The organism is Vibrio sp. VB16 (assembly GCF_015594925.2).
Classification (GTDB): domain Bacteria; phylum Pseudomonadota; class Gammaproteobacteria; order Enterobacterales; family Vibrionaceae; genus Vibrio.
The window spans coordinates 585,102-610,850 of record NZ_CP087591.1; the positions used below are offsets into that span (position 1 = coordinate 585,102).

Annotated in this window: 26 protein-coding genes; 11 read left to right on the forward strand and 15 right to left on the reverse strand. The window is 40.3% G+C overall.

Going from position 1 to position 25,749, the window contains the following annotated elements; translation table 11 throughout:
- The first annotated feature begins 10 nt into the window (after positions 1 to 10).
- Positions 11 to 1,381, forward strand: a complete 1,371-nt coding sequence (locus IUZ65_RS19115; protein ID WP_195705614.1) for an MATE family efflux transporter — start codon at positions 11 to 13, stop codon at positions 1,379 to 1,381.
- Between the two features lie 165 nt (positions 1,382 to 1,546).
- Here IUZ65_RS19115 and IUZ65_RS19120 read toward each other — a convergent pair whose 3' ends face one another.
- A complete protein-coding gene (locus IUZ65_RS19120; RefSeq protein ID WP_195705615.1) occupies positions 1,547 to 2,290 on the reverse strand; it encodes a phosphatase in 744 nt (247 codons plus the stop codon).
- Between the two features lie 209 nt (positions 2,291 to 2,499).
- Complete coding sequence (locus tag IUZ65_RS19125; RefSeq protein ID WP_195705616.1) at positions 2,500 to 3,432, reverse strand: DMT family transporter; 933 nt, start codon at positions 3,430 to 3,432, stop codon at positions 2,500 to 2,502.
- Positions 3,433 to 3,522: 90 nt separating this feature from the next.
- On the opposite strand from IUZ65_RS19125, the gene IUZ65_RS19130 reads away from it, so the two are divergent.
- From IUZ65_RS19130 to IUZ65_RS19145, 4 genes are all read left to right on the forward strand, one after another.
- Positions 3,523 to 4,407, forward strand: a complete 885-nt coding sequence (locus IUZ65_RS19130) for a LysR substrate-binding domain-containing protein (protein WP_195705617.1) — start codon at positions 3,523 to 3,525, stop codon at positions 4,405 to 4,407.
- A gap of 376 nt (positions 4,408 to 4,783) precedes the next feature.
- Positions 4,784 to 5,380 (forward strand): winged helix-turn-helix domain-containing protein, encoded by a 597-nt coding sequence (locus IUZ65_RS19135; RefSeq protein WP_195705618.1) that lies wholly within the window; start codon positions 4,784 to 4,786, stop codon positions 5,378 to 5,380.
- Positions 5,377 to 5,865: a hypothetical protein gene (locus tag IUZ65_RS19140; RefSeq protein WP_195705619.1), complete on the forward strand. Its 489-nt coding sequence runs from the start codon at positions 5,377 to 5,379 to the stop codon at positions 5,863 to 5,865. The genes IUZ65_RS19135 and IUZ65_RS19140 overlap by 4 nt, the downstream gene beginning before the upstream one ends.
- A 117-nt stretch (positions 5,866 to 5,982) precedes the next feature.
- Complete coding sequence (locus IUZ65_RS19145; protein ID WP_195705620.1) at positions 5,983 to 6,261, forward strand: hypothetical protein; 279 nt, start codon at positions 5,983 to 5,985, stop codon at positions 6,259 to 6,261.
- A gap of 123 nt (positions 6,262 to 6,384) precedes the next feature.
- Here IUZ65_RS19145 and yqfB read toward each other — a convergent pair whose 3' ends face one another.
- The 6 genes from yqfB to IUZ65_RS19175 form a co-directional block, all read right to left on the reverse strand.
- Positions 6,385 to 6,696: a N(4)-acetylcytidine aminohydrolase gene (gene yqfB / locus IUZ65_RS19150; RefSeq protein WP_195705621.1), complete on the reverse strand. Its 312-nt coding sequence runs from the start codon at positions 6,694 to 6,696 to the stop codon at positions 6,385 to 6,387.
- A 47-nt stretch (positions 6,697 to 6,743) separates the two neighbouring features.
- Positions 6,744 to 7,061 carry an AzlD domain-containing protein gene (locus IUZ65_RS19155; RefSeq protein ID WP_195705622.1) on the reverse strand — a complete coding sequence of 106 codons (318 nt, stop codon included), beginning with the start codon at positions 7,059 to 7,061 and terminating at the stop codon, positions 6,744 to 6,746.
- On the reverse strand, positions 7,058 to 7,792 hold the full coding sequence (locus IUZ65_RS19160) for an AzlC family ABC transporter permease (RefSeq protein WP_195705623.1): 735 nt from the start codon (positions 7,790 to 7,792) through the stop codon (positions 7,058 to 7,060). The genes IUZ65_RS19155 and IUZ65_RS19160 overlap by 4 nt, the downstream gene beginning before the upstream one ends.
- Positions 7,789 to 8,640, reverse strand: coding sequence for a tetratricopeptide repeat protein (locus tag IUZ65_RS19165; RefSeq protein WP_229638320.1), 852 nt, complete (start codon positions 8,638 to 8,640; stop codon positions 7,789 to 7,791). Before IUZ65_RS19165 ends, IUZ65_RS19160 begins: the two co-directional genes overlap by 4 nt.
- 337 nt (positions 8,641 to 8,977) lie before the next feature.
- Entirely contained in the window at positions 8,978 to 10,996 is a 2,019-nt protein-coding gene (gene fusA, locus IUZ65_RS19170; protein WP_195705625.1) for an elongation factor G, read from the reverse strand.
- A 212-nt stretch (positions 10,997 to 11,208) separates the two neighbouring features.
- Entirely contained in the window at positions 11,209 to 12,351 is a 1,143-nt protein-coding gene (locus IUZ65_RS19175; protein ID WP_195705626.1) for a hypothetical protein, read from the reverse strand.
- Between the two features lie 216 nt (positions 12,352 to 12,567).
- Here IUZ65_RS19175 and IUZ65_RS19180 point away from each other — a divergent pair, with 216 nt between their 5' ends.
- The 3 genes from IUZ65_RS19180 to IUZ65_RS19190 all read left to right on the forward strand — a co-directional run bounded on the left by IUZ65_RS19180 (position 12,568) and on the right by IUZ65_RS19190 (position 15,781).
- Positions 12,568 to 13,209 carry a hypothetical protein gene (locus IUZ65_RS19180; protein WP_195705627.1) on the forward strand — a complete coding sequence of 214 codons (642 nt, stop codon included), beginning with the start codon at positions 12,568 to 12,570 and terminating at the stop codon, positions 13,207 to 13,209.
- A gap of 252 nt (positions 13,210 to 13,461) precedes the next feature.
- Positions 13,462 to 14,445: a Gfo/Idh/MocA family protein gene (locus tag IUZ65_RS19185; RefSeq protein WP_195705628.1), complete on the forward strand. Its 984-nt coding sequence runs from the start codon at positions 13,462 to 13,464 to the stop codon at positions 14,443 to 14,445.
- A gap of 82 nt (positions 14,446 to 14,527) precedes the next feature.
- Positions 14,528 to 15,781 (forward strand): hypothetical protein, encoded by a 1,254-nt coding sequence (locus tag IUZ65_RS19190; RefSeq protein ID WP_195705629.1) that lies wholly within the window; start codon positions 14,528 to 14,530, stop codon positions 15,779 to 15,781.
- A gap of 76 nt (positions 15,782 to 15,857) precedes the next feature.
- Here IUZ65_RS19190 and IUZ65_RS19195 read toward each other — a convergent pair whose 3' ends face one another.
- From IUZ65_RS19195 to IUZ65_RS19220, 6 genes are all read right to left on the reverse strand, one after another.
- A complete protein-coding gene (locus IUZ65_RS19195) occupies positions 15,858 to 16,238 on the reverse strand; it encodes a CoA-binding protein (protein WP_195705630.1) in 381 nt (126 codons plus the stop codon).
- 88 nt (positions 16,239 to 16,326) lie between these two features.
- Positions 16,327 to 17,508, reverse strand: a complete 1,182-nt coding sequence (locus IUZ65_RS19200; protein WP_195705631.1) for a winged helix-turn-helix domain-containing protein — start codon at positions 17,506 to 17,508, stop codon at positions 16,327 to 16,329.
- A 172-nt stretch (positions 17,509 to 17,680) separates the two neighbouring features.
- Complete coding sequence (locus IUZ65_RS19205) at positions 17,681 to 18,724, reverse strand: hybrid-cluster NAD(P)-dependent oxidoreductase (RefSeq protein WP_195705632.1); 1,044 nt, start codon at positions 18,722 to 18,724, stop codon at positions 17,681 to 17,683.
- 75 nt (positions 18,725 to 18,799) lie between these two features.
- Positions 18,800 to 20,461 carry a hydroxylamine reductase gene (gene hcp, locus IUZ65_RS19210; protein WP_195705633.1) on the reverse strand — a complete coding sequence of 554 codons (1,662 nt, stop codon included), beginning with the start codon at positions 20,459 to 20,461 and terminating at the stop codon, positions 18,800 to 18,802.
- A gap of 205 nt (positions 20,462 to 20,666) precedes the next feature.
- The gene (gene norR, locus IUZ65_RS19215; protein WP_195705634.1) at positions 20,667 to 22,196 is read right to left on the reverse strand and encodes a nitric oxide reductase transcriptional regulator NorR; all 1,530 of its coding nucleotides are present in this window, start codon (positions 22,194 to 22,196) and stop codon (positions 20,667 to 20,669) included.
- A gap of 199 nt (positions 22,197 to 22,395) precedes the next feature.
- Positions 22,396 to 22,743: a DUF3316 domain-containing protein gene (locus IUZ65_RS19220; RefSeq protein ID WP_195705635.1), complete on the reverse strand. Its 348-nt coding sequence runs from the start codon at positions 22,741 to 22,743 to the stop codon at positions 22,396 to 22,398.
- Between the two features lie 233 nt (positions 22,744 to 22,976).
- Here IUZ65_RS19220 and IUZ65_RS19225 point away from each other — a divergent pair, with 233 nt between their 5' ends.
- Genes IUZ65_RS19225 through IUZ65_RS19235 form a run of 3 tightly spaced genes read left to right on the forward strand, consistent with a single transcriptional unit; the run spans position 22,977 to position 24,470 of the window.
- The gene (locus tag IUZ65_RS19225) at positions 22,977 to 23,405 is read left to right on the forward strand and encodes a GNAT family N-acetyltransferase (protein WP_195705636.1); all 429 of its coding nucleotides are present in this window, start codon (positions 22,977 to 22,979) and stop codon (positions 23,403 to 23,405) included.
- Positions 23,406 to 23,449: 44 nt separating this feature from the next.
- Positions 23,450 to 23,950 carry a GNAT family N-acetyltransferase gene (locus IUZ65_RS19230; RefSeq protein WP_195705637.1) on the forward strand — a complete coding sequence of 167 codons (501 nt, stop codon included), beginning with the start codon at positions 23,450 to 23,452 and terminating at the stop codon, positions 23,948 to 23,950.
- 37 nt (positions 23,951 to 23,987) lie between these two features.
- Positions 23,988 to 24,470, forward strand: a complete 483-nt coding sequence (locus IUZ65_RS19235; RefSeq protein WP_195705638.1) for an AAA family ATPase — start codon at positions 23,988 to 23,990, stop codon at positions 24,468 to 24,470.
- 332 nt (positions 24,471 to 24,802) lie between these two features.
- Here the strand turns inward: IUZ65_RS19235 and IUZ65_RS19240 are convergent, their stop codons facing one another.
- Positions 24,803 to 25,696: a DMT family transporter gene (locus IUZ65_RS19240; protein WP_195705639.1), complete on the reverse strand. Its 894-nt coding sequence runs from the start codon at positions 25,694 to 25,696 to the stop codon at positions 24,803 to 24,805.
- Positions 25,697 to 25,749 lie beyond the last annotated feature (53 nt).

Sequence of the window (25,749 nt, forward strand, 5' to 3'; positions counted from 1 at the left end):
AGAGGCTACTATGCAAAAATTATTTTCTCTCGCTCTCCCACTCATTGTCTCCCAACTCATCTCTATGGCATTGGTATTAACCGATATCTGGATGATGTCACGCATCAGTGTACAAGCTCTTGCCGCTGGTGGATTAGGTGCGTCCGTTTACTCGTTTGTGTTTCTAATTGCAGCAAGCACCGTTGGTTGCAGCGCGAACTTAATCGCTATTGCCTATGGACAGAGCTTGTCACGTCCTGAGTTTGGTAAACAACAAATACGCAATGCTATTAAAGGGGCGGTGATGCTAGCGGTAATATGTACTTTCCTACTTACGACAAGCTTGATTTTCGCGCCAGAACTACTACGTAGTGCGAATCAATCAGATGAAGTCATTTTTATCGGAATGGATTATCTCAACGCCTTAAAATGGGCGATGTTGCCCACTCTCTTACTATTAGTGTTAAGGGGCCTAACAAGCACCTTTGGCGACGCTCGCTCTGTCATGGTGATGTCCGTGATCACCGTGTTGCTCAACGTTCCTATCAGCTACTTGCTTGGCTTTCAATTAGGATTTGGAATAGCGGGTCTCGGTGCTGGGACCTCAATTTCAGCCATTATCTCGTTGCTCGGTTATGGCTACTGGATTTTTGGGCGTGACAAATACTATCGTTTCGCCCCTTGGTTACGACTTGATGAATACTCAATTAAACTCATTACCCCTTTATTGACAATGGGGGTACCTATTGCACTGGCGAGTATTTTGGAACATGGATTAATCTACGGTGGAACACTGATGGCAGGTATGATCAGTGTCGCATCGTTGGCAATGCACCAGATATTATTACAGTGTTTAAGTTTTACGTGGAACATCAATTTCGGCTTCTCTCAAGCAGCCGCTATTTTGGTCGGCAAAGACTTTGGCGCAGGAAATCAGGCAGGCATCAAGCGAACCTCTCACCAAAGCTTTATACTCGTGACCATACTGAGCATAATACTGGCTGCCGTGTTCATCCTCTGGCCGGAGTCTATCGCTCAACTATTTCAACTTGAAGAAGCTAATCCGTCTAGTAATCACGAATTAACCCGCCTACTGACCTCATCTATTTGGGTCGTTGCACTCTGTTTTGTGGTTGATGCTTGGCAGTTATTGGCTCTGAATTTACTCAGAGGAATGAAAATTGTGCTCTCTCCAACGATCGTGACGGCAATAGGTTATTGGGCGTTTGGGTTACCTGTAGCGTGGTGGTTAATGCCAAAATATGGCTTAGCTGGAATTTGGGGCGGCATTGGAGTAGGTTTGGGCGTAACGGGAATATTACTAGTTATTCAGTTGCTCAGTGTGCTGAATACTCGGACCACACACAATGCTATTAAGGGTAAACTCAAAAGGGCAACCTAGCGACGTTTCTGCTATTCAGTTTATTTATAAATAGAGGAGGCTAATTTTTTACCGTATACATTAACGGTCAGTTTTCACTGACCGTTAAATTGATGTCTTCTTTCGCTATTTTTTTCGTTCACTCACTATCCACCATAATCTCAGAATTACGATAAAAAGAACGATTTATAGATTTTCAAACTCGACAATAGTTTGCCTGTTTCGAAGCCCAAGGAAATCTAAAAACTGACGGGCAGTATGAGTGATCACTTGAGTTGCAGGAATATCCGCTCTATCAAGCAGGTCACTGGCTTTTTCTAATATACCAATATCCACGCAAAAATGAGCATCTGACCCCGTGGTAATGTAAGTGCCTACTTCTTTCGCAACTAACGCTATTTCGTAACAGCGATCGACACTGCCGACTCTGCTGTGCCCCCTAAGCGAGCTGTTATTAATTTCAATCGCCACGTTATGTTCTTTGGCGCACGTTAATACTTTATGAAAATCGAAATCAAAGTTTGGGTTACCTAAATGACCCAATGCATCCACCCGACCACTCTTTATCACGTTAATTAACGTCTCAGTGTGAATGGCTTTGTCTTGAGGTGGGTATACCGGTTCATGGAAGCTCGCGATAACCCAATCTAGCTTTTCATCGAGTGTTGGATTTATATCTACTTCACCAGATACATTCAGAATATTCGATTCAATCCCTCGAACGACACCAACATCAGATAAAAAGCGAGGTAGAATTCGTTGATTAGCAAAAAACCAATAGTGAGGGGCTCCGGGCATCGTTTCTGCGTGATCAGTCGTACAAAAAATTTTCAATCCATTCTCATTTGCCACCTTCGCATTCTCAATTAAGGTGCTATATGCATGTCCACTTGCATAGGTATGAGTATGTGTATCAACTTCAAACTTCATATCGCCTCACTCGCTTGTCTTATACGGGTTATTTCCAACAAGTGTAACAATAATTGTGGACATAGATCACTCTTTCTTCATCTTCTAATATGAAAAATTAATGACAGGAAACGAAGTCTATGATGAAAACCTACTAAATAATGGACAGATCAGAAAAACAGAAGGAATCACTCGTATAAAAAAGCGAACACCTTTATAGAGAATACTACTTATGCGTCAGATGCCTTTTTCAGCTTAGGCTTATACCAAACACCCTTCATTTTTGGCCATAAAACTTGCAAGACACTCGCCATTATAATAAGTGAAACACCGGCCAGTTTTTCTTGTGTTAGTGTCTCGTTAAAAAACGTCACTTGCCAAACTAAAGTGAAGATCAAATTTGTGAATATCAATGGGGCCAACCGAGAGCTACTATCCACCAATTTATACGCCTTAGAGCGGAAAACTTGATTGCTAATTATCACAAATGTAAGCACCACGATGGCTAACCAAATAGCCCAATGGTTTACAGGTTCAGACAATACTTGGATATCTAAATCGGATACGCCATACCACAAGGTTATCGGCAAAATCACAATTGAGCTAAATAGAAAACTCCACGCATTAACCGCGATAGCAGGCATATCCCCCTTAGTTGAGCGATATAGACTTAATTGAGATCCCGCATTAAATATCGCTGCACATAATCCAACCAACAACTCAGGCTTCAAAGCGATACTGCTTACATCCCCTGCTAGCATTAGCACCCCAGAAAACGTGGCAACTAATCCTATCTTGGTCACGGCTTGAACCTTTACACCAAAAAGTATTTTCTCAAATATAGGGATAAACAAAGGCCCAGCCGCAAATAACACCACACTCTCTACCAATGTCAGAGTGTTTAGTGAATACAAAAAACACATCTGACAGCCAGCAACGCACAAGGCGCGCATAATGAACGATTTTGTTAAGTTTTTCTGAGGAAACATAAATCGTGTTGTTGCCATCATAAATAGCATAAAAATGGCGGGAATAAATAGACGCAAAAAGACTAAAACAACTAAACTAAACTGACCCGTTAGGTATTTTGCAATAACTCCGGATAATGAAAGGCTTAGCGTAGATACAAGCATAAAAATGGTGGGTTTATATTCACTAGACATTCTACTCTCCTTTGATACGGGCATCTTAGAGAAGTGACGGCGAATAGAAAAGCGAGTATTATTAACCAAACCTGTTAAAAAAACTTACATATGCGTTCACTAATTCCATTGAAATCTATCTATGCATTTGTTGCTGTAGCTGAAACCGGCAGCATGACTAATGCCTCTGAGGTGCTTAACGTCAGCCACTCTGCTGTGAGTCAGGCAATAAAAAGCTTGGAGAACCAGCTGGGTCAACCACTTTTTAAACGTATAGGTAGGCGTGTTGAACTCAACAGCCAAGGCAAACGCTATTACAGAAAAGTCGCACCAGCATTAGAACAGATAGTCGATGCTTCTGAAGCGCTGCAAAAGCCAATACATTCAAACCGAGTGACACTAAACATGAACAATTCACTCGCGGTTCATTGGTGGATACCTCGTATGCTTAGCTTTCAACAAACCGCACCAAATCTCGATGTAAGGGTTTCCAATCTCGTTGGTCCATTTAATTTAGATAATGAGGGAGTAGATGTTGCTCTTATTCACGACCTTAAAGATGAATGGCAGGACTATTATTGTGAAAAACTAGGGGATGATGAAATAATAATGGTTTGCAATCCAGATTTAGTTAGCAGCAAAGCAACTGTTGAGTCGTTGCTTAACTCTTATCCAGCAATTTATGCCTCTAATCTCCGGCGTAAAAATGACTGGAACTACTGGTGCCAAGCTCACCAATTACCCATTCCCAAACAAAGGAATAACTTAAGCTTTGTTGTTTCTGTACATGCTGTGCAAGCAGCCATTAGCAAGCTCGGTATATTTGTCACACATAGACAGTTTGTTAAAGATGATATTAGACTCGGCCTACTCGTAGAGGTAGGGGAACCGGTAAAACACCCTTCACAAAGTTTTTATTTTGTCTGCCAGTCTGAAAAACTTAGGCTTGAAAGCGTGTTAACTTTACGAAGTTGGCTTCGAAAAGAATTTGCGTAGAAAAGCAGAAAAACCACCTAAACACGTCGACGGCAATATATACTAATTATTTATTATTTATTATTTACCCATCATTAATAGATATTATTTATTTGTATAACAAATTAACATATTTATTTCTAATAGGAAAATGAGACAATCGACATATTATTCTCTGACATTATAAAATGTTAATATCACTTAACTTATATCGTTCACCATTATTATTTTAGAACATACCTCCACAAAAAATACAAAATAGGGTCTATGAGTGATAATGCAAGCTATTCTGTTATATTTATTCATTCATCGTCTAGGTCGTTCTATTTATATTGATTTATGGTATTTTTTTGGTTTATCCTACAAACATTACTAAGACTATGGTTATTATTTTTTCATGATCCGAGTTATTCGAGATGTGCAGTTAGTCAATATTAGACGTGAACTGCTCTTTCGCCTAGATGGTGAAGAGGCGCAGACAATCAAGTTCACGTCGCCAGAATTCCGCGTTTTGGAGTATCTTATAAATCATGCAGGGGAAACAATAACCAAGCAACAACTGATAATGGCTGGATGGGAAGGTCAACCCACAGGCGACAATTCTCTAACAGTGGTTATCTCAAATTTGCGTAAGAAAATAAAACATTCTACCGATTGGGATATTATCAATATTCCAAAAGTGGGTTACTGGCTCGATTGCTCAAATATAGAACAGACTAAAGAGAACAAAGTTGCCAAGGTTACTCTGCCGACCAAAATAGAAATAAGGCCTGGCATGCTGTATTTATTAATATGTTTTCTTATCACGTCTAGCATTTTCCCAATTTTTTACATCACCAACAATTGGCTTTCAATAACGTGTAATTCAACTACTGAGATCAATTTTTGCTCGCTAGATAAAAACCTACTGAGTGATGTTACAGAGGAAATTCAGCTTACTAGAGATGTGGAATCTAATTTTATATCTAAACATAATTTGGTTAATTTCAAATGATTGCTATTAAGAAACGAACGATCTGTCTATCCGTTGCACTACTTGTCTGGTCAGCATTGCTTCTATTTATTTCCCTAAGCTTTCTGAATGCTCTCGGATGCAAATACAAATTCACAAGTAAAAATAGTAACGGCACGAATATATATATCACCTGCAACAACGCCAAGGTAACAGTCGTAACTGAAGACATAGAAGGATCCGTTTGGCAAAGTGAAGGGTTTCAATTCTCACTTTTTAATCAACTTGTTTATATCTATACTAGCTCTGAAAAAATATTTGATAGCCATACAGGTAATACTAAATTCGATACTACTCATGTACTATTTGATGATGGACTACCGAAGCATTTTTGGATCTATAGGTGGAATGCGGATAGTCTCGTGATGTTAAGAGAACACCCAATATCAATGGCTTTAAAGGTTGATGTTGTTGGATTTACGGATTTTTCTGATCGATGGTTTTCAAATATGAACACCTCAAATTGACTTCGAAAGTCATCCCATAAACTATTACTATAAAAAAACAGACATCATGCCATTGCACAAGTTATGTAAAGTAAGGGTTTAAAACTACATGAATCCGAGAGCGAATCAAATAACAAGATGAACAAGAAACCAGACAGATGCACCGCAATGTTAACGCTGATACAAGAGGTGAAAGATACCTTACCTCTGTATGAGTCAGACACCTTTACCTGCGGAACAGAAAGCAACTGTACTGGCTGTCCTAAAAAACTTCTTGAACTAGTTGATTCAGAGCTCACTTACTGGGAATCAGCAATATCTCGCGGAATGACACCAAATTTTGACGATATTAGACAGTTTGGCAAACTATGCAAAAATGTTCGCCGAGGATTAGTGAGAAACAACCTCATGGTATAACTGATTTTCGGTTCTATTTCATTAAATCTTCCTTCTGCTTCACGCTGATAGATAATCAGTTAAGCTTCAGAAACCATTCATTTACTCTTTCTATCGTATTGCTTGATTCTCGACTTAAAGTGTTTAAACAAGAGCATAACTAATGACGTACAAATCATTGATATTGGGGTATATTTCGCGAATAACCGCTTTCAGCTCAACAAGCGACATATTTTCTTGATGCGCATGAAATTCTGTCAAATCGTCGAATTTAATCGCAACTACCGAGTCAATTTTCAATGCACAGAACCAACGGCCAGTCTCAAGTGTAGACACCTGAACAATTGAGTCTGAAGCATAATCTTTTTCTGACTCATCTCGAATTGTAATCGTCTTTTTACCTGACAAAATGTCGGTTTCAAAACGTTCGAAAAACGTTATCTCTGATAAGCTCATCTCTATTTCCTTACTTTAATATTAGGGTCTGTTGATCTTTCATATTGTTAGTTAAATACGACCAATTTTAGAAACAAAAATAGCGCCATACTGACTATCGTCGTCCAAAGTACATTCCTAGTTTTCCAAACCATGAAGGCAGCAAAGAGCGCGCCCAGCAGGTAAGGATTGGTTGGAACAATAGACAACTCACCGTCTTGAATAAAAACGATCGGTGCCCAAATGGCCGTTAATATTGCGGGGCTAGAATATGCTAACAACCTTTGAGTGGTTGTATTCAGTTTGATGGGTAATTTTGGTTCTAAAAAAAGATAACGGCTGAAAAACACCAGCCCCGCCATCGCGAATATAGAAAACAAAATCATAGCTTGTCCTCACGATTCTTATCTTTTCCCTTCTTATCATTTGATTTGTCAACTCTATATAGTCGTTCACAAGCAAAGCCACTCAGCATACCGAAAAGACTCGATACCATTAAGGCGCCTTCAATCTTCATGTACTCCAAAGCAACGGATAGAACTAACGCGACAAAAACAGACATTAAAATAGGGATATTTTTTATTGTAGGAACAACTAAAGCAATGAAGGTTGCGGCAACAGCAAACTCCAATCCCAACTGATCCAGGTTTGGGATCTGACTTCCTGCTACGATTCCGACCAAGGTAGCAATATTCCAAACCAAGTAAAAACTCAGCCCAGCCCCCAGAGCATACCATGGTTTAAATCGTTCTGGCGTTTGATTGCCTACTACCGCAAACAGCTCATCTGTGAGTAAAAACCCTAACAACAACCGCCACTTAATCGACAGTGGTGCAATTTTACTCCGCATTGATACACTGTATAAAAAGTGGCGTGAAGTAATAAAAAACGTGGTTAATAACATGGTACTGATCCCTACGCCCGCTTTAAACATCCCGACCGCAACCAACTGTGCAGAGCCAGCAAATAATATTGCCGAAAGTGCTTGTCCCTCAAAAGGTGTTAGTCCGACATCCATAGCAAACGAACCGACCAAAAAGCCCCATGGAATAACCGCCACCGAGAGTGGCAATATCGCTAATGCTCCCTGCCAGAAAAGACGTTTTCTAGCTATCACGCCTGACTACCTTCCACCCCTTCAATTAATGTGTCGAATTGAAGATTCCCACGTAAAGACTCTAGATCGGGCTCTTCTGCGGCAAGTTCACGAATGGACGCACTGACTTGAATAGAGCGATGCAGATCATAGATAGCCTGTTCTTCTGCTCCTAAACGTGCATATGAACAAGCCCTTTGGTATAGCGCGTGTGCATTGTTATCATCAACTTCAAGTACGCGATTACAAAGGCTCATAGCCCAGTGATATTCGCTCATTTCCATTGCCGCATCCGCTTTATGAGTCAGCGCTTCTAAGTCTCCTGGGCGAATAACTAGGATCTCATCGCAAACTTCCATTTTCTGTTCAGGTGTTTGAGCATTTTGAACTCGCAACCAAAGATTATGAACTTCATTGATGATCTCAATTTCTTGGTTATTTTCAGAAATAATACGGGTTTTACGTTTTAGATCTCTTTCTAATGCTAAAAATTTCGTTTCATACTCTTTGGCTAATTTATTCAAGCGCGCATCAGCCATCTCTTTGGTGCTTTGCTTGATCTCTTTTAATGACTGCCAACCAACCAGCGCAATCAGTGAAGCAACCCCGGCAATGATGTAGAAAAAATACGTTACCGTAACATTGGCATAATTCATGGATTTATCGGCTACTTCTAACTCTCGGTCAGTAATCTGAATAACCAACCTACGTTCCAGATCTTGTTGGTCTTGTCTAAGCGCTTTAAGCTCATCCAATATATAGCGCTCGACCAATGGACGTTCCAAAATATCACTCTCAGAATACTTCTCTGCAGAAGTACCACTAAAAGAGATAAATAGGGCTATAAAAAGCACCAAACAATTTTTCATCACAATCACAACCAAATTACGCGCATAAGAAGGCCTTACAATAGGAGGTAAACTCCATCCTTTCAAGTAGTAAAAAACACAACATACATTTAAAGTGTTATTTCTACTTTTCTCGGCTCGCAAGTGCACGAGAATGGTTTCTATCACGTAAAAGATAAAAAGGCCCCCCTAAGGAATAATGCCGTTCACTTAAGAAAAAGTATTCGTCGTCATTCCCGTGAAAACGGGAATCTGGGTGGGTTTAGATCCCCACTTTCGTGAGGATGACGGAGTTTGATGTCTTAAGTTAACGGCATTACCCCCTAAGGAACGCCTTTAAGTGACTGAGTTGTCGCTATTATTGAGTCGTTTCTTTACACACCTTTTTTTGTATCGCAGGAGGGGCAATTTCATAATGACTCAAAGTCATATCAAAACGGCCTTCTCCGCCTGTAATAGCCCGAATACGGCGAGAATATTCTTGTAGTTCATTTATAGGTGACTTTGCTTTAAGAAGGGTGAAATTATTCGCTTCAGGCCGACTCCCCTCTATTAATCCTCGATTGCCTGAAAGATCTCCAGACACGTCCCCAACACAGTGTGTAGGGATATGAATATCCAATTGCACAATGGGCTCTAATACAATGGGGTCAGCATTATTGACTGCATCTAAAAACGCCTTTTTACCCGCAATAACAAAGGCGATTTCCTTAGAGTCAACCGAATGATATTTTCCGTCATATACCGTAACTTCAATATCCTTAATCGGATTTCCAGAAATCGCGCCTTCATCGATAGCCTGACGCACGCCTTTTTCTACGGCCGGGATAAGAGAAGTAGGGATTGCACCACCGACGACTTTATTTACAAATTTGAAGCCAGCCCCACGAGGCAAAGGGCAAACCTTAAGCTGAACCTCTCCAAACTGCCCAGCCCCACCACTTTGCTTCTTATGACGATACATTCCTTTTGCTGGTTTTGTCACGGTTTCAAAATATTCAACACTCGGTTGGCTGGTTTCTACCTCTAGTTTATATACCATGGCCATTTTCTCTAAAGCCACTTTTAGATGGAATTCACCCTGACCACTAATTAACGTTTCATTTGTTCTCACTCGGTGTTCTATTCGCAATGACGGATCTTCTGCAGAAATACGATTCAATATTTCAGATATTTTTTTCTCATCTCCACGCTTTTTAGGCGTCACGGCTAAACTATACATGGAATGCGGAAATGTCAGCGTACGCATGCGTATGCCATCTTCTTCGTGCGAATCATGGATCACAGAATCGAAATGCAAGTCATCCACTTTGGCTAACACGCAATAGTCTCCGGCTATGGCTTTTTGTATCTCTCTTCGTTGTTTACCTTGTAACTGATAAAGATGTCCAACTTTAAACGCCTTATTATTTTCACCAATGTAGAGCTGACTGCCTGCATTTATTTCACCCTGAAATAAACGAACATAAGCCAGTTTTCCCATATAAGGATCTACGCTAACTTTGTATACATGCGCGACACTATGCTCTAAAGACTCACAATTCACTTGAACTTGCTTGCCTTTTTTTTCTAACAACGGCGGGTTACCCTCATTGGGCATTGGCATAATTTCAGCGAGTATTTTTAGCAAGAGATCAACGCCAGCCCCTGTATCAGAAGAGACAAAGCAGATTGGAATAACGTGACCAGTTCTCAATGACTCTTCAAATGGGTCATGCAATTGATGAGGGTTGAGTTCAGATCCTTGTTCCAAATAGATTCCCATTAAATCTTCATCGACTTCTATCACTTGATCAATCAAGCGTTCATGAGCCGCTGTTACATCATCAAAAAGCGTCGCTTTTTCATATTCCGGGGAAAAATAGCAATCAATTACTGAGGTACCATCTTCAGATGGTAAATTAATTGGCAAACAAGCATCACCAAAACGCTCTGCAATATTAGCCATTAATTCAACGATTTTGTTGGCGTTTAAATCGATTTTATTTACCACGATCATTTGGCACTTTTTTTGTTCTTTGGCAAAAGTAAATAATCTATCGGACACCTGGCTTAAAGGCGTATTTGCATCAAGTACGAGAGCTGTAGATTCAATGGCAGGAAAGATACTAAAGGTTCTTCCCAGTAGCTCTGTCTGTCCGGGAGTATCGATATAGTTCATGCGGTGGTCGTTCCAACACAACGAAACTGGAGTCGCTTCTATACTGTGTCTATATTGAATGGATAGTGGATCAAAATCGGTGACTGTATCCCCCTTATCAACAAAACCAAGCGAACTTATGGTTTTTGATTCAAAAAGTAGACGCTCTATAAGGCTTGTTTTACCGGTACCAGTTTGGCCTATAAAAGCGATATTGCGGATTTTATTTATGGGCATAATGAACTCCTAAAATTTCGTGAACAGTTTTTAAAACAAAAACATCTTCGGAGCTGGCGGTCTCACCGCCTACTCGTCTTCCACGTCATTTTTCGGATAGCCATATACAAAGTTGATCCTTTAACTTGGTTACCTATAACTAGCTTGAACCTATTCCCTTAAAAATAATGTGACTTAATTCATAGCTGTAACAAAGCTGCAAGAGCAAATCATTATTCTGCCACCCGAGTAGAACGCGGAATAAACCGATTAAGACGATCTAGATTCCTATTTTTTGAAAACACTGCCTCTAGTTCCAGTTGAATACCCATATTTAATTTATGATCCAGTTCCCGGGGAGCATCAACTTGTGGTGTAAGAGAGAGGTAAAGCCAATTACTGTAGATTTTTTGGCGCCAAGATGCGGATACCCACGAGTTAGCGACTTCATCTGCCTGATTTGGTTCAATACTAACGCCTGTGGAATATTCCAATAAATGATTGTTACTTAGACGATCGAAATATTTCAGTTGAAATAAGAGTTCCCAATTATCATCCTCATAAATATATTGCCCACTTGATCCTACTTTAAAAATCTTAGAATCATTTTCCGTTAAGGAGTGATAAAAATTCAATTCGGTCAATGAACCAGACCCTAACGAGTGATAATAGAATACGTCTTGTTTAAACTGTGCTGTCCAACTTTGAGAGAAATCTTCAACTCTACGAAGTTCAGCCCTTACAAACGGATCAAAAGGCAGGCGTATTTTGACACCCAAATCAAAATTAGTACGCCAATTTTTGAGCTCTTCGTCTTGTAATCGAACGCCTCCTATCGCGCCATCAATACTATTTTTTGACGCATCTGACGTTAAACCCCTTTGCTTACTTTCTAAAGAATCATAGTCGTCTGGATCGGTCTCTAAGATTATATTCCAATTGTTTTTTACGTGAGGTAAGTCAATACGAATAGAAATACTCTCATCGGAATTGAAATAGCCATAATGGCTATATTCTGAACGATACTTAATTTTGAAATAACTCTTATTGGTCAAGGCTTCTTCATCATCTCTCTTCGCCAAACCTTGATCCAAAAAGGCACTAAAGTCATGCACCGTCTCAGAGAAGTAATCTTCTGTATCATCAATCCAGGAGTTCTCGTCTTGATAGGAAAAATCAGTCGATAATTCGTGATGGTCTTGAGCCGCTGGCAACATGGTTATTTCCATGTTTTGTGAAGGCTGAGCATGAACTGCTGGTGCGAGGTGTAAAATTAACATAGTTAGAATAAATCGGTGACCGATGTTCTGTCGGACCATCACCTTTGGACAGAATAGAATTTCATTGTTATCACTAGTACATTCTAATATCTTCAATATCTCTTTTCTTTTTTTGTTGTTATTTTTTTAATTATAGATGATTTGTGCACAAAGCTATTGTTTACATGTGATTTACTCCGTACTCTTTTGATTCGTACATCGGTAACGACGATTTTTATCAAACTGAGTATTAATAGTTATTGGATCTGTTCTAACAACTCATCTAGATTTAGTACTATCACTCATTCATAACTCAACAGATTATTTTATTGTATGCTAACTAAAACATTGTCAATTTGTATCGCATCTATTGCTTCATTATTCCCTATTTTCTCTCAAGCAATGGCAGGAGCGAATGGGGAGTTTACTGTTGGTCTGGGCCCTGTACCACTTGGCGACGTGGTAATGACTTCCCACTGCAATGAGGACGTCTGTAACTATGAGACTCGGGTTAAAGGTTCTTTTATGTTTATTGGTGCCAAAATCAACGAAAAAGGCACATACAAAAAAATTGATAGGCAAGTCGTTCCCGTCACCACTCAATATGCCGAAAAAATAGGGTCAAAGAAGAGAGCCTTTACTTATGATTTCTTAACACGAAAAATAAAAAATAAAAAAAATAATAAACAAACCGACATGCCTGATAATGTTTACCCTTTTATGCCTTTAATCAATCAAGTTATTCTCGATCTACGCTCTGGTGGACCAAGGGAATACTATGAGTTTCTTTCTAAACAAAAAATAAAACGTGCCACTATTACGGCTTACACCAAAAAACTGACGAAAAACGGCACTCTCCATCATTTTGTTGGCAAAGGAAAAGACGATGAATTAGAGTTCTTTTTCCTTGAAGAAGGTGGCCATATTGGGCTAGAAAAAATTGCCTTTGGTAGCTTCCACATGTCTAGAAAATAACAATATGGCGCAATGATAATACGTTCAGATAGTTTTAAACACTACAGTACATATCCTGCACTCTAAATAGATGCTCGTAGGGAACTGTGCAGATATCCAAGCGTTTGAAATGAATCATATTCAACGGTCTTTTTTACCATTTGACGTTTCTGTGGAATACCATAAGTTATTGTTAACTATGTCCAACTTTTTCATCTAACAATGCTAAACTTGCTTTGCTAATCAGCTAAAACAATTTGGGGATACGAACAGATGATCAACTTAGCCGTCATTGGAACCAACTGGATATCAGAAAAATTCGTCGAAGCCGCTAGGCAAAGCAATCAGTTCACATTGACTGCCGTTTATTCACGTCAATTAGAGAGCGCTCACAGTTTCGCAAAAGAACATCAAGCCCCTGATTGTAACTTCTACAATAGCTTAGAAGAACTCGGTGCGGATAAAAGCATTGACGCGGTCTACATCGCCTCACCCAATAGTTTGCACTGCGAACAGGCCATTTTCATGATGGAACATGGTAAACATGTCATTTGTGAGAAGCCTATCGCTTCCAATATAAACGAAGCAAGCCAGATGTATGACGCGGCAGAAAAATATAACGTCATTCTTTTTGAGGCGTTTAAGACCGAATTTTTACCCAACTTTGAAGAGCTCAAAATGAGCCTTGCTGTAATAGGCAAACTGCGCAGCGTTCATTTAAGCTACTGCCAATATTCATCTCGCTACCAAAAGTACCTCAATGGTGAAAATCCAAATACATTTAACCCAAAATTTTCTAACGGCTCAATTATGGACATCGGTTATTACAATGTAGCGGCGGCCGTCTCTCTATTTGGTAAACCAGATGCCATTCAAGCCAGCGCGAAACTGCTAGAGTCTGGTGTTGATGCTCATGGAACCGTTATCCTTGAGTACCCTAACTTCATCGTGTCCATTCAACATTCAAAAGTGTCTGACGGCAATATTGCCAGCGAGTTACAAGGTGAAGAAGGCGTAATCTTAATCAATCACATATCCGAGTGTACCGGGTTTACCATCCAAAAAACCGATACAAACCCGCAAACCGTTCACGTTGGACAGGAAGAAAATTCGATGATCTACGAAGCCATTGCCTTTGCAGAGCAGATCCGTGATGGTTCGATGAATTACGCCTACGTACAACGTTCGTTAGAAGTAGCAGAAGTCATCACTGAAATACGTAAGCAAACTGGCGTCGTTTTTCCAGCTGACAAATAGGTCGGCGGATATATGGTCGGGTCAATGGAGAGTTTAGATAACGAAAAATTGACCCGATAAACGACATAACGGTATGGTAGCAATGAAAAAACAAATACTCATATTTGGTGGCTTAGGTAATCCAGAACATTCAGTCATAAAACTCTATCGAGAGCTTATGATAGAGCTATATTCGCGTTATTCATTGATCGCTATCGATCCAACTCCAGATCATGAAAGTGCACGAAAAGAGCTTAAAAACCAAGCGGGCATTTCCTACCACCAGAGCTTTTCATCCTTTGATAGTTATTCAAGATCTTTCGGGTTAGATACCCTATCTGCCGTTTTTATTTTAACGCCGGTAATCTACCATTTGGATATCTTAAAACAGCTAAAATCTACCGTTTCCGACAGTGATTGTCTTATCGTAATTGAAAAACCGTCTTTTTCGCTGAGCGAAATTGAGCAAGGTTTTAACCAAATATCTAAAGAGATGAAAGAACATGGTAATCGGTTTTACTTCATCGATACTGCAATGGTCACTCCCCCTTTAATCGACTTTACAACCCATCCGGATATCCCAAACAATACATTACCCAACAAGATCATCGCTGTCGGTGTCGACAACCCAATCAATCCTCACCCTTTAATCGCGGAATTTGGATTCAACAACAAAGTAGCCACTCTTAATGAGAGGCAACTTCTTAATTTGGCCACCAGCGGCGGAGCTGGATTTGGTCTCGATATGGGCATACATGCTATCGCGGGATTCATGACGCTTCTAGAGAAGTTACCCATTTCAATCACCAATATTACGTTGGATAACGTGATTCTAGAAGCTCTTCATCATCCTGATTTGATGAGAGACCGCAACGCCGAAACGTATATGCTTTGTGCGGGCAATATTATGTCTGCTGAAGCCGAGATAGCTTTTGTCATTGAGGGTGGAAAAGGAACAGATACTTGGGACCGTCGCCTAGAGCTTTATTATGAAAACTGCGTTGTCGTGTTAGGGTTCGGTACACTCAAATATAATCCGTATATCTGTTCATTTTCAGACGCTAAAACCCGTCGAAATGAGTACAAAGTTCATCAATCTGGTTATGTTCAACATTTTATTGATATTAGGAACTTGCTAGGCTTAAGTCAGGAAAAAGCGCTAATAAGCCCAGAGTTAAGCGAAACGATTATGCGTAACTCAATGATGTTGATTAGGGATATCTATCAATTTGCATCGAATTCAACCACTCAAAATCGAGACATAAATATAGTTACAAAACATGAAAATACATTACTCAACGCACAAGAGAATCTTATTAGAGCACAGCTAAATAAAATGCTGGAAGCAACACTGTGAATCCATTCATCCGCGTCTCAATTTACTCGGTAGCAAGCATCGCGAATCCAAGAATTTCGAATCTATTCATCTGTATCTAAAACTGCTTGGTAACAAGCATCACTAAAGTACACCCTTCAACAACTTCAATGCCCTGCTTGGCAGCCTGAGTCATTAAATTTTGATTCTCAGTTCCTGGATTCAAGATAATACGTTTCGGTGACAACGACAGTATTGATTCAATCATTGGTTCTAAGCGCTGGGCACCGACATAAAGCGTCAATGTATGCACATCTTTTGATAGCGCCTCTAGTGTATCGACAAGTTCTATCTGAGAGAGATCTAGTTTTTTAGGTGATATACCCACTAGATTTGTAAATCCATTCTCAAGCAGTTTTTGGTACGCTTTGAAACTGTAACGCTCGGCTTTATCAGAGATGCCTAAAATTGCAATTTTCTCGATAGTGTCAGTAATCATTAATAGTGTTCCTTATTATTCAGTGATGGTGCCTTTATCGTTTATAGCATTTGCCAATAACCACTGTAAATACATTCGCATTGCAAACTTAGGTTAGATCGGCTGAAATCACCTTATTGCCTGCCGTTACCTTATGTAAAAGAAGCCTTTCACAACCGTTGAATACCATAAAATCCGGAAGCGCTTGCTTAAGTGAAGACATAAAATCATCCACTTTCTTCAATCTCGGTTCCAGCGCCAAATGATGTATATCTAGCCTTGACTCACTCCTAGCGGCTTTACAGTCCATGCGGGCGACTAGCTGTCCATTCCATAGTATTGGCAGCGAGAAATACCCAAATTTTCTTTTCGCTTCAGGTGTATAACATTCAATAAGATAATCATAATTGAATAGGGTTTGCATTCGTTTTCGCTGAATCAGCAGATTGTCAAAAGGAGACAATATATGCAGTTTATTGATCTGGTAACGCTTGCCGAGTAATGAAAGCGTTTCAGGAAGAGTGTAATACTCTATCGCTGCAACTTTTATTGTCATAACATCACCATTCTCTACTAACTCTTCTAACATAGCGGCGATGTGCGGCTTAATGCCTTGAAGTAAATAATTCATCTCTGCAAGTTGACCTATACCATTCGCCTTTAAATAACGAAATATAAGGTGCCTAGCGTATTCTTGAGCAGAAGGAATACTCCTATCTATATCTTGTGGCAATACACGTTCTGTTAAATCATAGGATTTTTGAAATTTCACCCGAGACGAAATCATCAAATCCCCTTGCATATATAGATTCTCTAACGCCATTTTTGCGGATTTATGTTGCCAGGCACCTAATTTATTCCCATCACCATCGAAGTCCCTTGCCATTAATGGGCCTTCTTTCTCAATTCTCAACAAAACATTATCCATTACGTCATGGTTACGTTTGTACCAATGACTTTGATGTCCATCTAAAATAGCGTGTTTTCTATAAAGGCTGTAACGGAAGTCTCGCATTGGTAAGTACGCGGCAGCGTGTGACCAATACTCGAATACTTGTTTGTCATTTACCAATGTATCTAAGTGGCTAGGTTGGTAACGAGGGTTTCTATTCCAAAGGGTGTGATGGTGTGCTCTTTGGACAACAGAAATGGTATCCATTTGCACATAACCTAAGTGTTCAATAGCCGATAGAGTCGCCTCTAAGGCCGTTCCTTTTTGCTGCCGTGCTGGTAGTTTTTGAGATAACAGTACCAGTTTTCTTGCCTGTTGAAGTGATAGTGAGTCTGCCATACTAATTATATAATCTCGGAAAGAGTGCTCATAAAGAGACAATAACAAATAACCTGTAATTATCGATCACTATTTAATATGTGGCTTAGATATGACGTTTAAGGTTTTTCAGTTTATAGTCTGCCACCTTTTATTTAAGGTGGCAGTATTCGAAAAATCGACGACTCAAGACTTAGTTTAAACTCACTTCAACATCAGATTTAATTATACAAGAGCAGGCTAATACAAAGCCCTTTTCTATCTCTTCTGTCGTTAGGGTTTCAACACTTGTACGTTCAATCTCACCCACTTTCACTTTGCATTTACATGAACCGCACATTCCACTTCGACATGCCGCGATAACGGGCACCCCTGCTTTCTCTAGCGAGTCAATCAGCATGGTGCCACATTCCGCATCCACTTCGACGCCAAAGCTTGGTACCGATACCGAAACCACTCCGCTTTGTTCAACACCATTTTCTTGCTCGATATCGCACATCTTTTGCTCTGGTGAGAAACTCTCTTCAAAAAAGTTCGTCATATCAAAGCTAAGAGTCTCAAGATACGATTTGGTATCCTCCATGAACCCGATAGGGCCGCATAGATAAGCGCTACGTTGATGAAGATCAGGACATAACCGTTGCAACCATTCTTGGTCAAATCGACCCTGTTGGTAATCTGTACCTTCATTCTCCTTTAAAAGCAGTTTCAAATGAAAATTTTGATGTTCATTTGCCAGTGCTTCAAGTTCAGAAAAATATATCGTGTTCTGTTTGTTTCTTGCTTGATGGATAAAGTCGATATCAAGATCGGCCTTTTCAGATAACCACTGCTTCACCATTGATGTGACAGGTGTGATTCCACATCCTGCACTTAGCATAACGACTTTTGATTGTGGTAAACAGTCGACACTGTTAAAGCTACCTGCTGGTTTCAGAACCGTAACCCTATCTCCTATCATCAAGTTATCATTGATGTAATTAGAGACCTTTCCAGCTTTCACTCGCTTAACAGTGAATTGCAGCTCATTTTTCTTTGGCAACGAACTAATTGAATACGCACGATATTCGACACTTTCGACCAGAGAAAAACCAAGAGTGACGAATTGACCGGGCTTAAAATCAAACGTTATATCATCATCGATACTACCCAGCGAGAAACTGACTGTATCAGGGGTTTCGCTCCACTTACCTTTACAAATAAGATCGACAGAATCGGTATGTTGCCACGCTAACATCACTAAATATCTCCAAGAACAAAAATAAAAAAGCCCGGTAATATGGGAACATTACCGGGAAAGTAGGCAGAGTAATTAAGCTGCTAGAATAGTTTTAAGATCATCTTCTACGTTGCTGATACTACGCATATCGAACTCTTTTTGCATGATGGCTAACAGATTATCAGTTAAGAATGCTGGTGCCGTTGGGCCGGTGTAGATGCCTTTTAATCCTAATGCAAACAGAGTGAGAAGAATGACAATTGCCTTTTGCTCAAACCAAGAAAGAACCAGTGTTAATGGTAGTTCATTGATATCACAATCAAACTCTTTTGAAAGCGCGATCGCAAGCTGAATAGCAGAATACGCATCATTACATTGGCCAACATCAAGAAGACGTGGAATGCCATTAATGTCGCCAAATTCACCTTTATTGAAACGGAATTTACCGCAAGCTAAGGTAAGAATAACGCTATCTTCAGGCACCTGAGCCGTAAAGTCGGTGTAGTAGCTTCGCTCAGCTTTGTCACCATCACAACCGCCGACTAGGAAGAAGTGACTGATATTGCCTTCTTTAACTTGCTCAACAACCGCTGGTGCGGCCGCCATTAGAGCATTACGACCGAATCCTACTGTAATCATCTGCTCTATTTCATCGTGCTGGAATCCATCTTGCGCTAGAGCACAATCGATAACGGCGCTGAAATCATCACCTTCAAGATGCGCAACACCCGGCCAACCAACAATGCTGCGAGTGAATAGACGATCGGCATATTGACCCACGTTAGGATTGAGAAGACAGTTAGATGTCATTACAATTGCGCCTGGGAAGTTGGCGAACTCTTTCTGTTGGTTCTGCCACGCACTTCCATAGTTACCGACCAAGTGTGGATATTTCTTGAGTTCAGGATAAGAATGGCCAGGAAGCATTTCACCGTTTGTATATACGTTGATGCCTTTGCCTTCGGTTTGTTGAAGAATTTTCTCTAAATCGTGAAGGTCATGACCCGAAACCAGAATAGCCTTACCTTTAACCGTTTTAACATTGACCTGAGAAGGCTCTGGGTGACCAAATGTATCGGTTTCACCTTTATCCAGCATCTCCATAATACGGTAGTTAACAAGACCGATCTGCATTGATGTATCCAGTAACGCTTTCAGATCGGTAGGGTCAGTGCCTAGCCACGCCATAATTTTGTGGTATTCGCCATACACTTCATCATCCGTTTGAGAGAGAACACGTGCGTGCTCAAGGTAGGCAGCAGCACCTTTCAAGCCGTATAGACATAGAAGACGAAGACCAATCACATCCTCATGCTCACTTTCGTGGCCACGATTCACGGCCGCTTGAGGAGCAAGTTCAATAATCGCTTGTTCGTCACTTGGTAGTTCGAATTTTGCGGCAGGAGAAAGCTCTGGAATATCAAAACCAATGAGCATTGCAGCTGCGCGCACTTTTTCTTCTAAACGTTGCTTATAAGCATTTGATTGTTGGACGAATTCGATAACACGTACTGGATCAAAGTTCACATTGGTTAATGTCGAGAAAAACGCCTTAGGTGCCCACTGATCAATTTCCGTATCAATAACGTTTACAGCGCGACCTAACTCAGCCCAAAACGACACACCTTGCAGAGAATACACCAACACATCTTGAAGGTCAGAAACCTCAGCAGTTTTGCCACACATACCTTGCGTATATGAACAACCTTTACCGATTGGTGTTTGAATCGTTTGCTCGCATTGAATACAAAACATTATAAAGCTCCAGTTAGTCTAGTTATTCCATCGACTCTTATAGGATTGAAAACGGTCGACGGTCATTTAATTCTTACCAACTAAAGCACTATCCGTGCCAATATTTATCTATTTGATTTTATTCATTTATTTTCTAATTTCTTCAAGAAATGATGTAAAATAAACATCATCATCGATGTCATTTTTACATCTCTAAGAACTATCGTTACTTTACACCCAACTTTTTACCCATTCGATACAGGTTTCCTCTATCCATTTGGAGGAATTCAGCTGCTCTGGCCCAAATACCATTCGATTCTAGTAGTGCATGCTCAATAAGTTGCCTCTGAAATGACTCAACCGTTTCTCGCATTGGTTTAGGCTCTCTATGGAAGAAAGGTTGTTCCTTATTCGCTTTTGTCGGTTTTTCGTCCGCACCAAAATGCACTCGATTAATTACATACTCTTCTTGTTGAATCGCTCTCAAGCTCACCCTCATCAATGTATGCTCTAGTTCTCGAACATTGCCCAACCATGCTTGACCTTCCATATAATCTAAACATCGAGGATGTATATGCAAGTTAGGAAGATTAAATTGGCTCCGCACTTTGTCTAATATATGACCAGCCAAAACAGGGATGTCACCTAATCTCTCACGCAAAGGAGGAATATGAATAGGAAAAACATTCAGTCGATGATAAAGATCTGGTCGAAACCGCCCCTCCTCTACTTCTCTTTCTAGATCCCTATTCGTTGCTGCGATAATCCGCACGTCTACAAAACTATTTTTGTCGGCACCGACTCTTTGAACCTCACCTTGTTGAATAACCCTAAGCAATTTAGCTTGCAGATGAATGGCTAACTCCCCTATTTCATCAAGAAAGAGTGTGCCGCCATCAGCCAATTCAAATTTTCCTGCTCGGTTACTTGTCGCCCCTGTAAATGCACCTTTCACGTGACCAAACAACTCACTTTCCGCAATAGATTCTGGTAACGCAGCACAATTTACATAGATCATTGGTTTATCGCGGCGTTCTGATTGATCGTGTACACCATGGGCGACAAGCTCTTTGCCTGTGCCTGTTTCACCAGAAATTAATACGGCATAATTTGACCTTGCAACCATAGAGATACTGTTTTTCAGATAATTCATCTGTGGGCTCACTCCCACCAACTTACCTTGCTTGTCTCTTGCTTGCTCAATAAGTTGTTGGTTTATCGATTTTTGCTGACGATTGGATTCTTGCAGTGTTTCAAATAACGCTATATTTCTCATCGTCGCGGCGGCTAGGGCCGCAAAGGTCTCGATAGTAATAGTGTCTATCTTCTCGAATGCGCCGACTTCCAAAGCATCTAATGTCAATATACCGACCAATTTATCTTCAACATACAGACTACATCCCATGCAATCATGGACATCAATATGTTCATCTGGTGTTGCCAAAAGTAGACCATCAAATGGATCAGGCAAATTAGACGATGCGCTAAATCGAGTTGGTTTTTTATTCGTGAGGATCTGCTCTAAGCGTGGATGATTTTGCGGGAAAAATTTTCGACCCAAAACGGACCTGGATAAACCACTGACTGCTACCGGGATAAGAAAACCTTTTTTATCCAATATGAACAGTGCACTAGCATCGCAAGGAAGCACCTGATTTACCGAATCTATCAGTTTTTGATAGTGCTGTCCTTTGGGTAATGAGGAGCTTAGGTCAAGTGCTATCTGTAAAAGCACTGTATCTAGGGATGGCTTCATTAATATCTCAGATGATTATTTTTTCTGGATACGTATGATGTCTTTTTTACATCAACCATGAATTGATTCAAAACAAGATAATCTAAAAATATGCCTTGCGGAATAAAAACAGATAGCTCGATTCAATGGTCGGGACCGTCCCCCATCATTGAGTCGAGCTGTTTTAATACGTTAGCCGTATTGTTCGGCATCTATACCGTTAACTATTGTTGCTCTCTTTCACTGTGTAAGAGTAATCAACATCAACTACAGCTCGGTATTGTACTTCGCCACGTCGAGCTGAAAATTCCTCTAGACTAACTTCTACCTCTTCAATTGCTACCTTCTGAATCTGACCATTTAGTGTGGTTGGAAGCTGAAATTTAAGCTGTGAGTTTGACGCCGCTTTCAACTCATCCGCAATATCAAAGCCCGCTTCATAAGCTTGAGCTTGAGTCGCATAGCCTTCAGAACGAAATTCTGTCTCACTTTTTAACAAATTGGTACCCGCAAAAACAGACGTACTTAATACCAAACCAGTCATAGCAATCGTTAATAATGTTTTCATAATCTAGCCTTTTTTAATTTCATCCCCTCATGAGATGTACTCATATTAAACAACCTTAAGTAAAGAGTCCGTCAAGGAAGGTAAAGGTATGTCTATAATTGGTAAAGATAAAGTCGGTATACGAATGCCTATACAAGCTATTAATTGCACTTTTTCTCAATAAAAGTATATTTGAGGTAAACGCAAGCTTATAAATAAAAATAGGCACGTAGACAAAGAGTTAAGGATAAGTAATGGACGGCTATCGAATTAGCACAGAGACACGTGAAATGGATTTCGATGTGATCTATACATTCATTTCTACGAGCTATTGGGCCAAAGGCATCCCGAAAGCAACCATGAAAAAAGCCATTGAAAATGCTTTTTGCTTTGCACTTTTTGATTCCGAGAACAATCAGGTTGGCTTTGCTCGCCTAATTACAGACAAAGCCACTTTTGCTTATCTAGCCGATGTTTTTATTCTGGAAAATCATAGACAAAAAGGACTAAGCAAATGGTTGATTTCGGAAATTATTAACCATCCTCAACTTCAAGGGCTAAGACGAATGATGTTAGCGACCAAAGATGCACACGGCCTCTACCAGCAATTCGGTTTTGAGCCATTGAATAGCCCTGAGATGTTGATGCAGATTCACAAGCCAGACGCATACAAGAACCTGTAGAACTCGACCTGTTAAAAGTAAACCGTCGCTAGAGAGAACTATCCATGGATAAGAAAAAGATTATTGTGCGTCATAGTGAGGCAAAAGATGCACAAGGTATTACGCAAGTTTACCAATGTGAAAATGCCTACTCAAACACCTTACAGCTCCCTTTTCCTGACGGTGCTGTGTGGGAATCGAGAATCGCTAATAAACCGGATAATATTTACAGCTTTGTTGCTGAGATCGATGGCGAAATAGTCGGTAACCTCGGGTTCGAGATTTTTGCTAATTTAAGACGCCGACATGCTGGCTCTTTTGGTATGGGGGTGAAAGATGAACAACAAGGCAAAGGTATTGGCACTGCTCTTATATCAGCCATGATTGAATTAGCCGACAACTGGTTAAATCTAAAAAGACTAGAGCTTACCGTCTTTATCGACAATGCATCTGCCATTGCACTATATAAAAAATTTGGCTTTGTCATTGAGGGTGAGTCAAAAGATTATGCGTTTAGAAAGGGCGAATTTGTCAGCGTCTATCATATGGCAAGAATTAGAACGTAAAATATTGAATTAGAATGGTGCAAGGAACACTCTAAACATGGCCAAAATCTACTTTATCTGTGGTTTCATCGGTTCAGGTAAAACTACTTATGCAAAACAATTGGCAAATACCCACTCGGCATTCCGTTTTTCTATCGACGAATGGATGATACCGTTATTCGGTGAACACATGCCTAGAGAGTTATTCGATGAGCGTATGGACACATTAACCGAGCTCTTTAAATCGTCAGCAATACAGATGATGCAACTGAACACCTCGGTTATATTTGACTTTGGCTTTTGGAACCAATTAGAACGAACAAAAATAACCCAATGGGCACAGTCTCATGGATTCGATTTTGAGTTAATTTATTTAGATTCTAGTTTCGAAATTTGTAGCCAAAGAGCCTATAAACGCAATGCAGACCGCTTAGAAAAAGCCTACGAAATGACACCTGAAATGCTCCAGATGTTCTGGCAATGGTTTGAAGTTCCAACACCACATGAAAAAGTTACGTACGTTAAATCATCCAATAACTAGCTTAAGATAAGGATCATGGACATTAAGGGTGGCCTAATAAAGCATAACTCACGCTATCTAAAAGGGTTAAGACGATACGAAATCGCCAATTTCAGTTTTAAGGAAAGCGGAGACAAAAGTGCAATAGGATAACGCTTTTGATCGGCACTATTGGTTTTCTTGTTGGATGCTCAAAGCAGCAAATGTATGACTCCATTCACGCGCAACAAAAAAGCACTTGTAGCCGTCAGAGCAGTGCGGTCTACCAAAGGTGCCTAGACAGCTTAAGTAAACCATATAAAGAATATGAGTATGAAAGAATCGAGCGTATAAAGACTAATTAACCAATAGACTTAACGTGCTTCACTCAATACTCGTTTGCCACTGCTTTCCCAATGTGTGATAAATGCGACTGCTGCAATAATAATCGCAGCGCCTAGCCATAACCGACCTGGTGGAACCCAACCAAAAACCATCCATCCTAACAGTACATTCAGTGGCAGCTTTGCATTGTCGAAAGGTTGGACAAATGATGCATCTGCCACCGCATAGGCTTTTACAATCGCCCACTGTGCCAACGCGGTCATAGCGCCAGCACCAAGTAAAAAGACCCAGGTAATTGACGTTGTGGGCATCGTCCAATCTGGTAACGCTAAAAGCAGATTAAAGGGCGTAATAAACAACAGAAGGTAAACCACCATTGTCGATGGAGAATCGTCAGAAGAGAGCTTTTTCACCATCAACGAATAACATGCCCAAAAAAATGCAGCACCGATAGGCAATAAAGAAGCAATATTGAAATTGTCCCCCCAAGGTTCCAAAATAATCATGGCGCCGACAAAGCCTGCTAAGGTCGCTCCCCAACGGGCAAACCCTACTTTTTCTTTAAGAAATAAACCTGAACCAATCGTAGCGAAAAGCGGTGATGTCATTAAGAGAGCGATGCCTTGCCAAATCGGAACAGGATAAGCTAACGCCCACATCCATAATTGAATACCGATAACAGACAACAACACCCTGAAGATATGCATCTTCAAATTCATTGTTGTTAACGATTTTTTTATACCGAGTGTCTTTAGGTAGGGGAGAATGACGACAAGCGCAACACCATATTGAATCAAAGCAACAGAGGTAGACGGAAGCGAGAAATTGATACTAACATATTGAGCGAGGCTATTAACTACAGCAAAGGCTAAGCCAGCGGTTAACATCCAGCTAGCACCTTGGATTGGAGAATGAGGCGACATATAAAATTACTATCTAATATTGAGTTGACCAATAATAAGTCAATTGTCTAAAA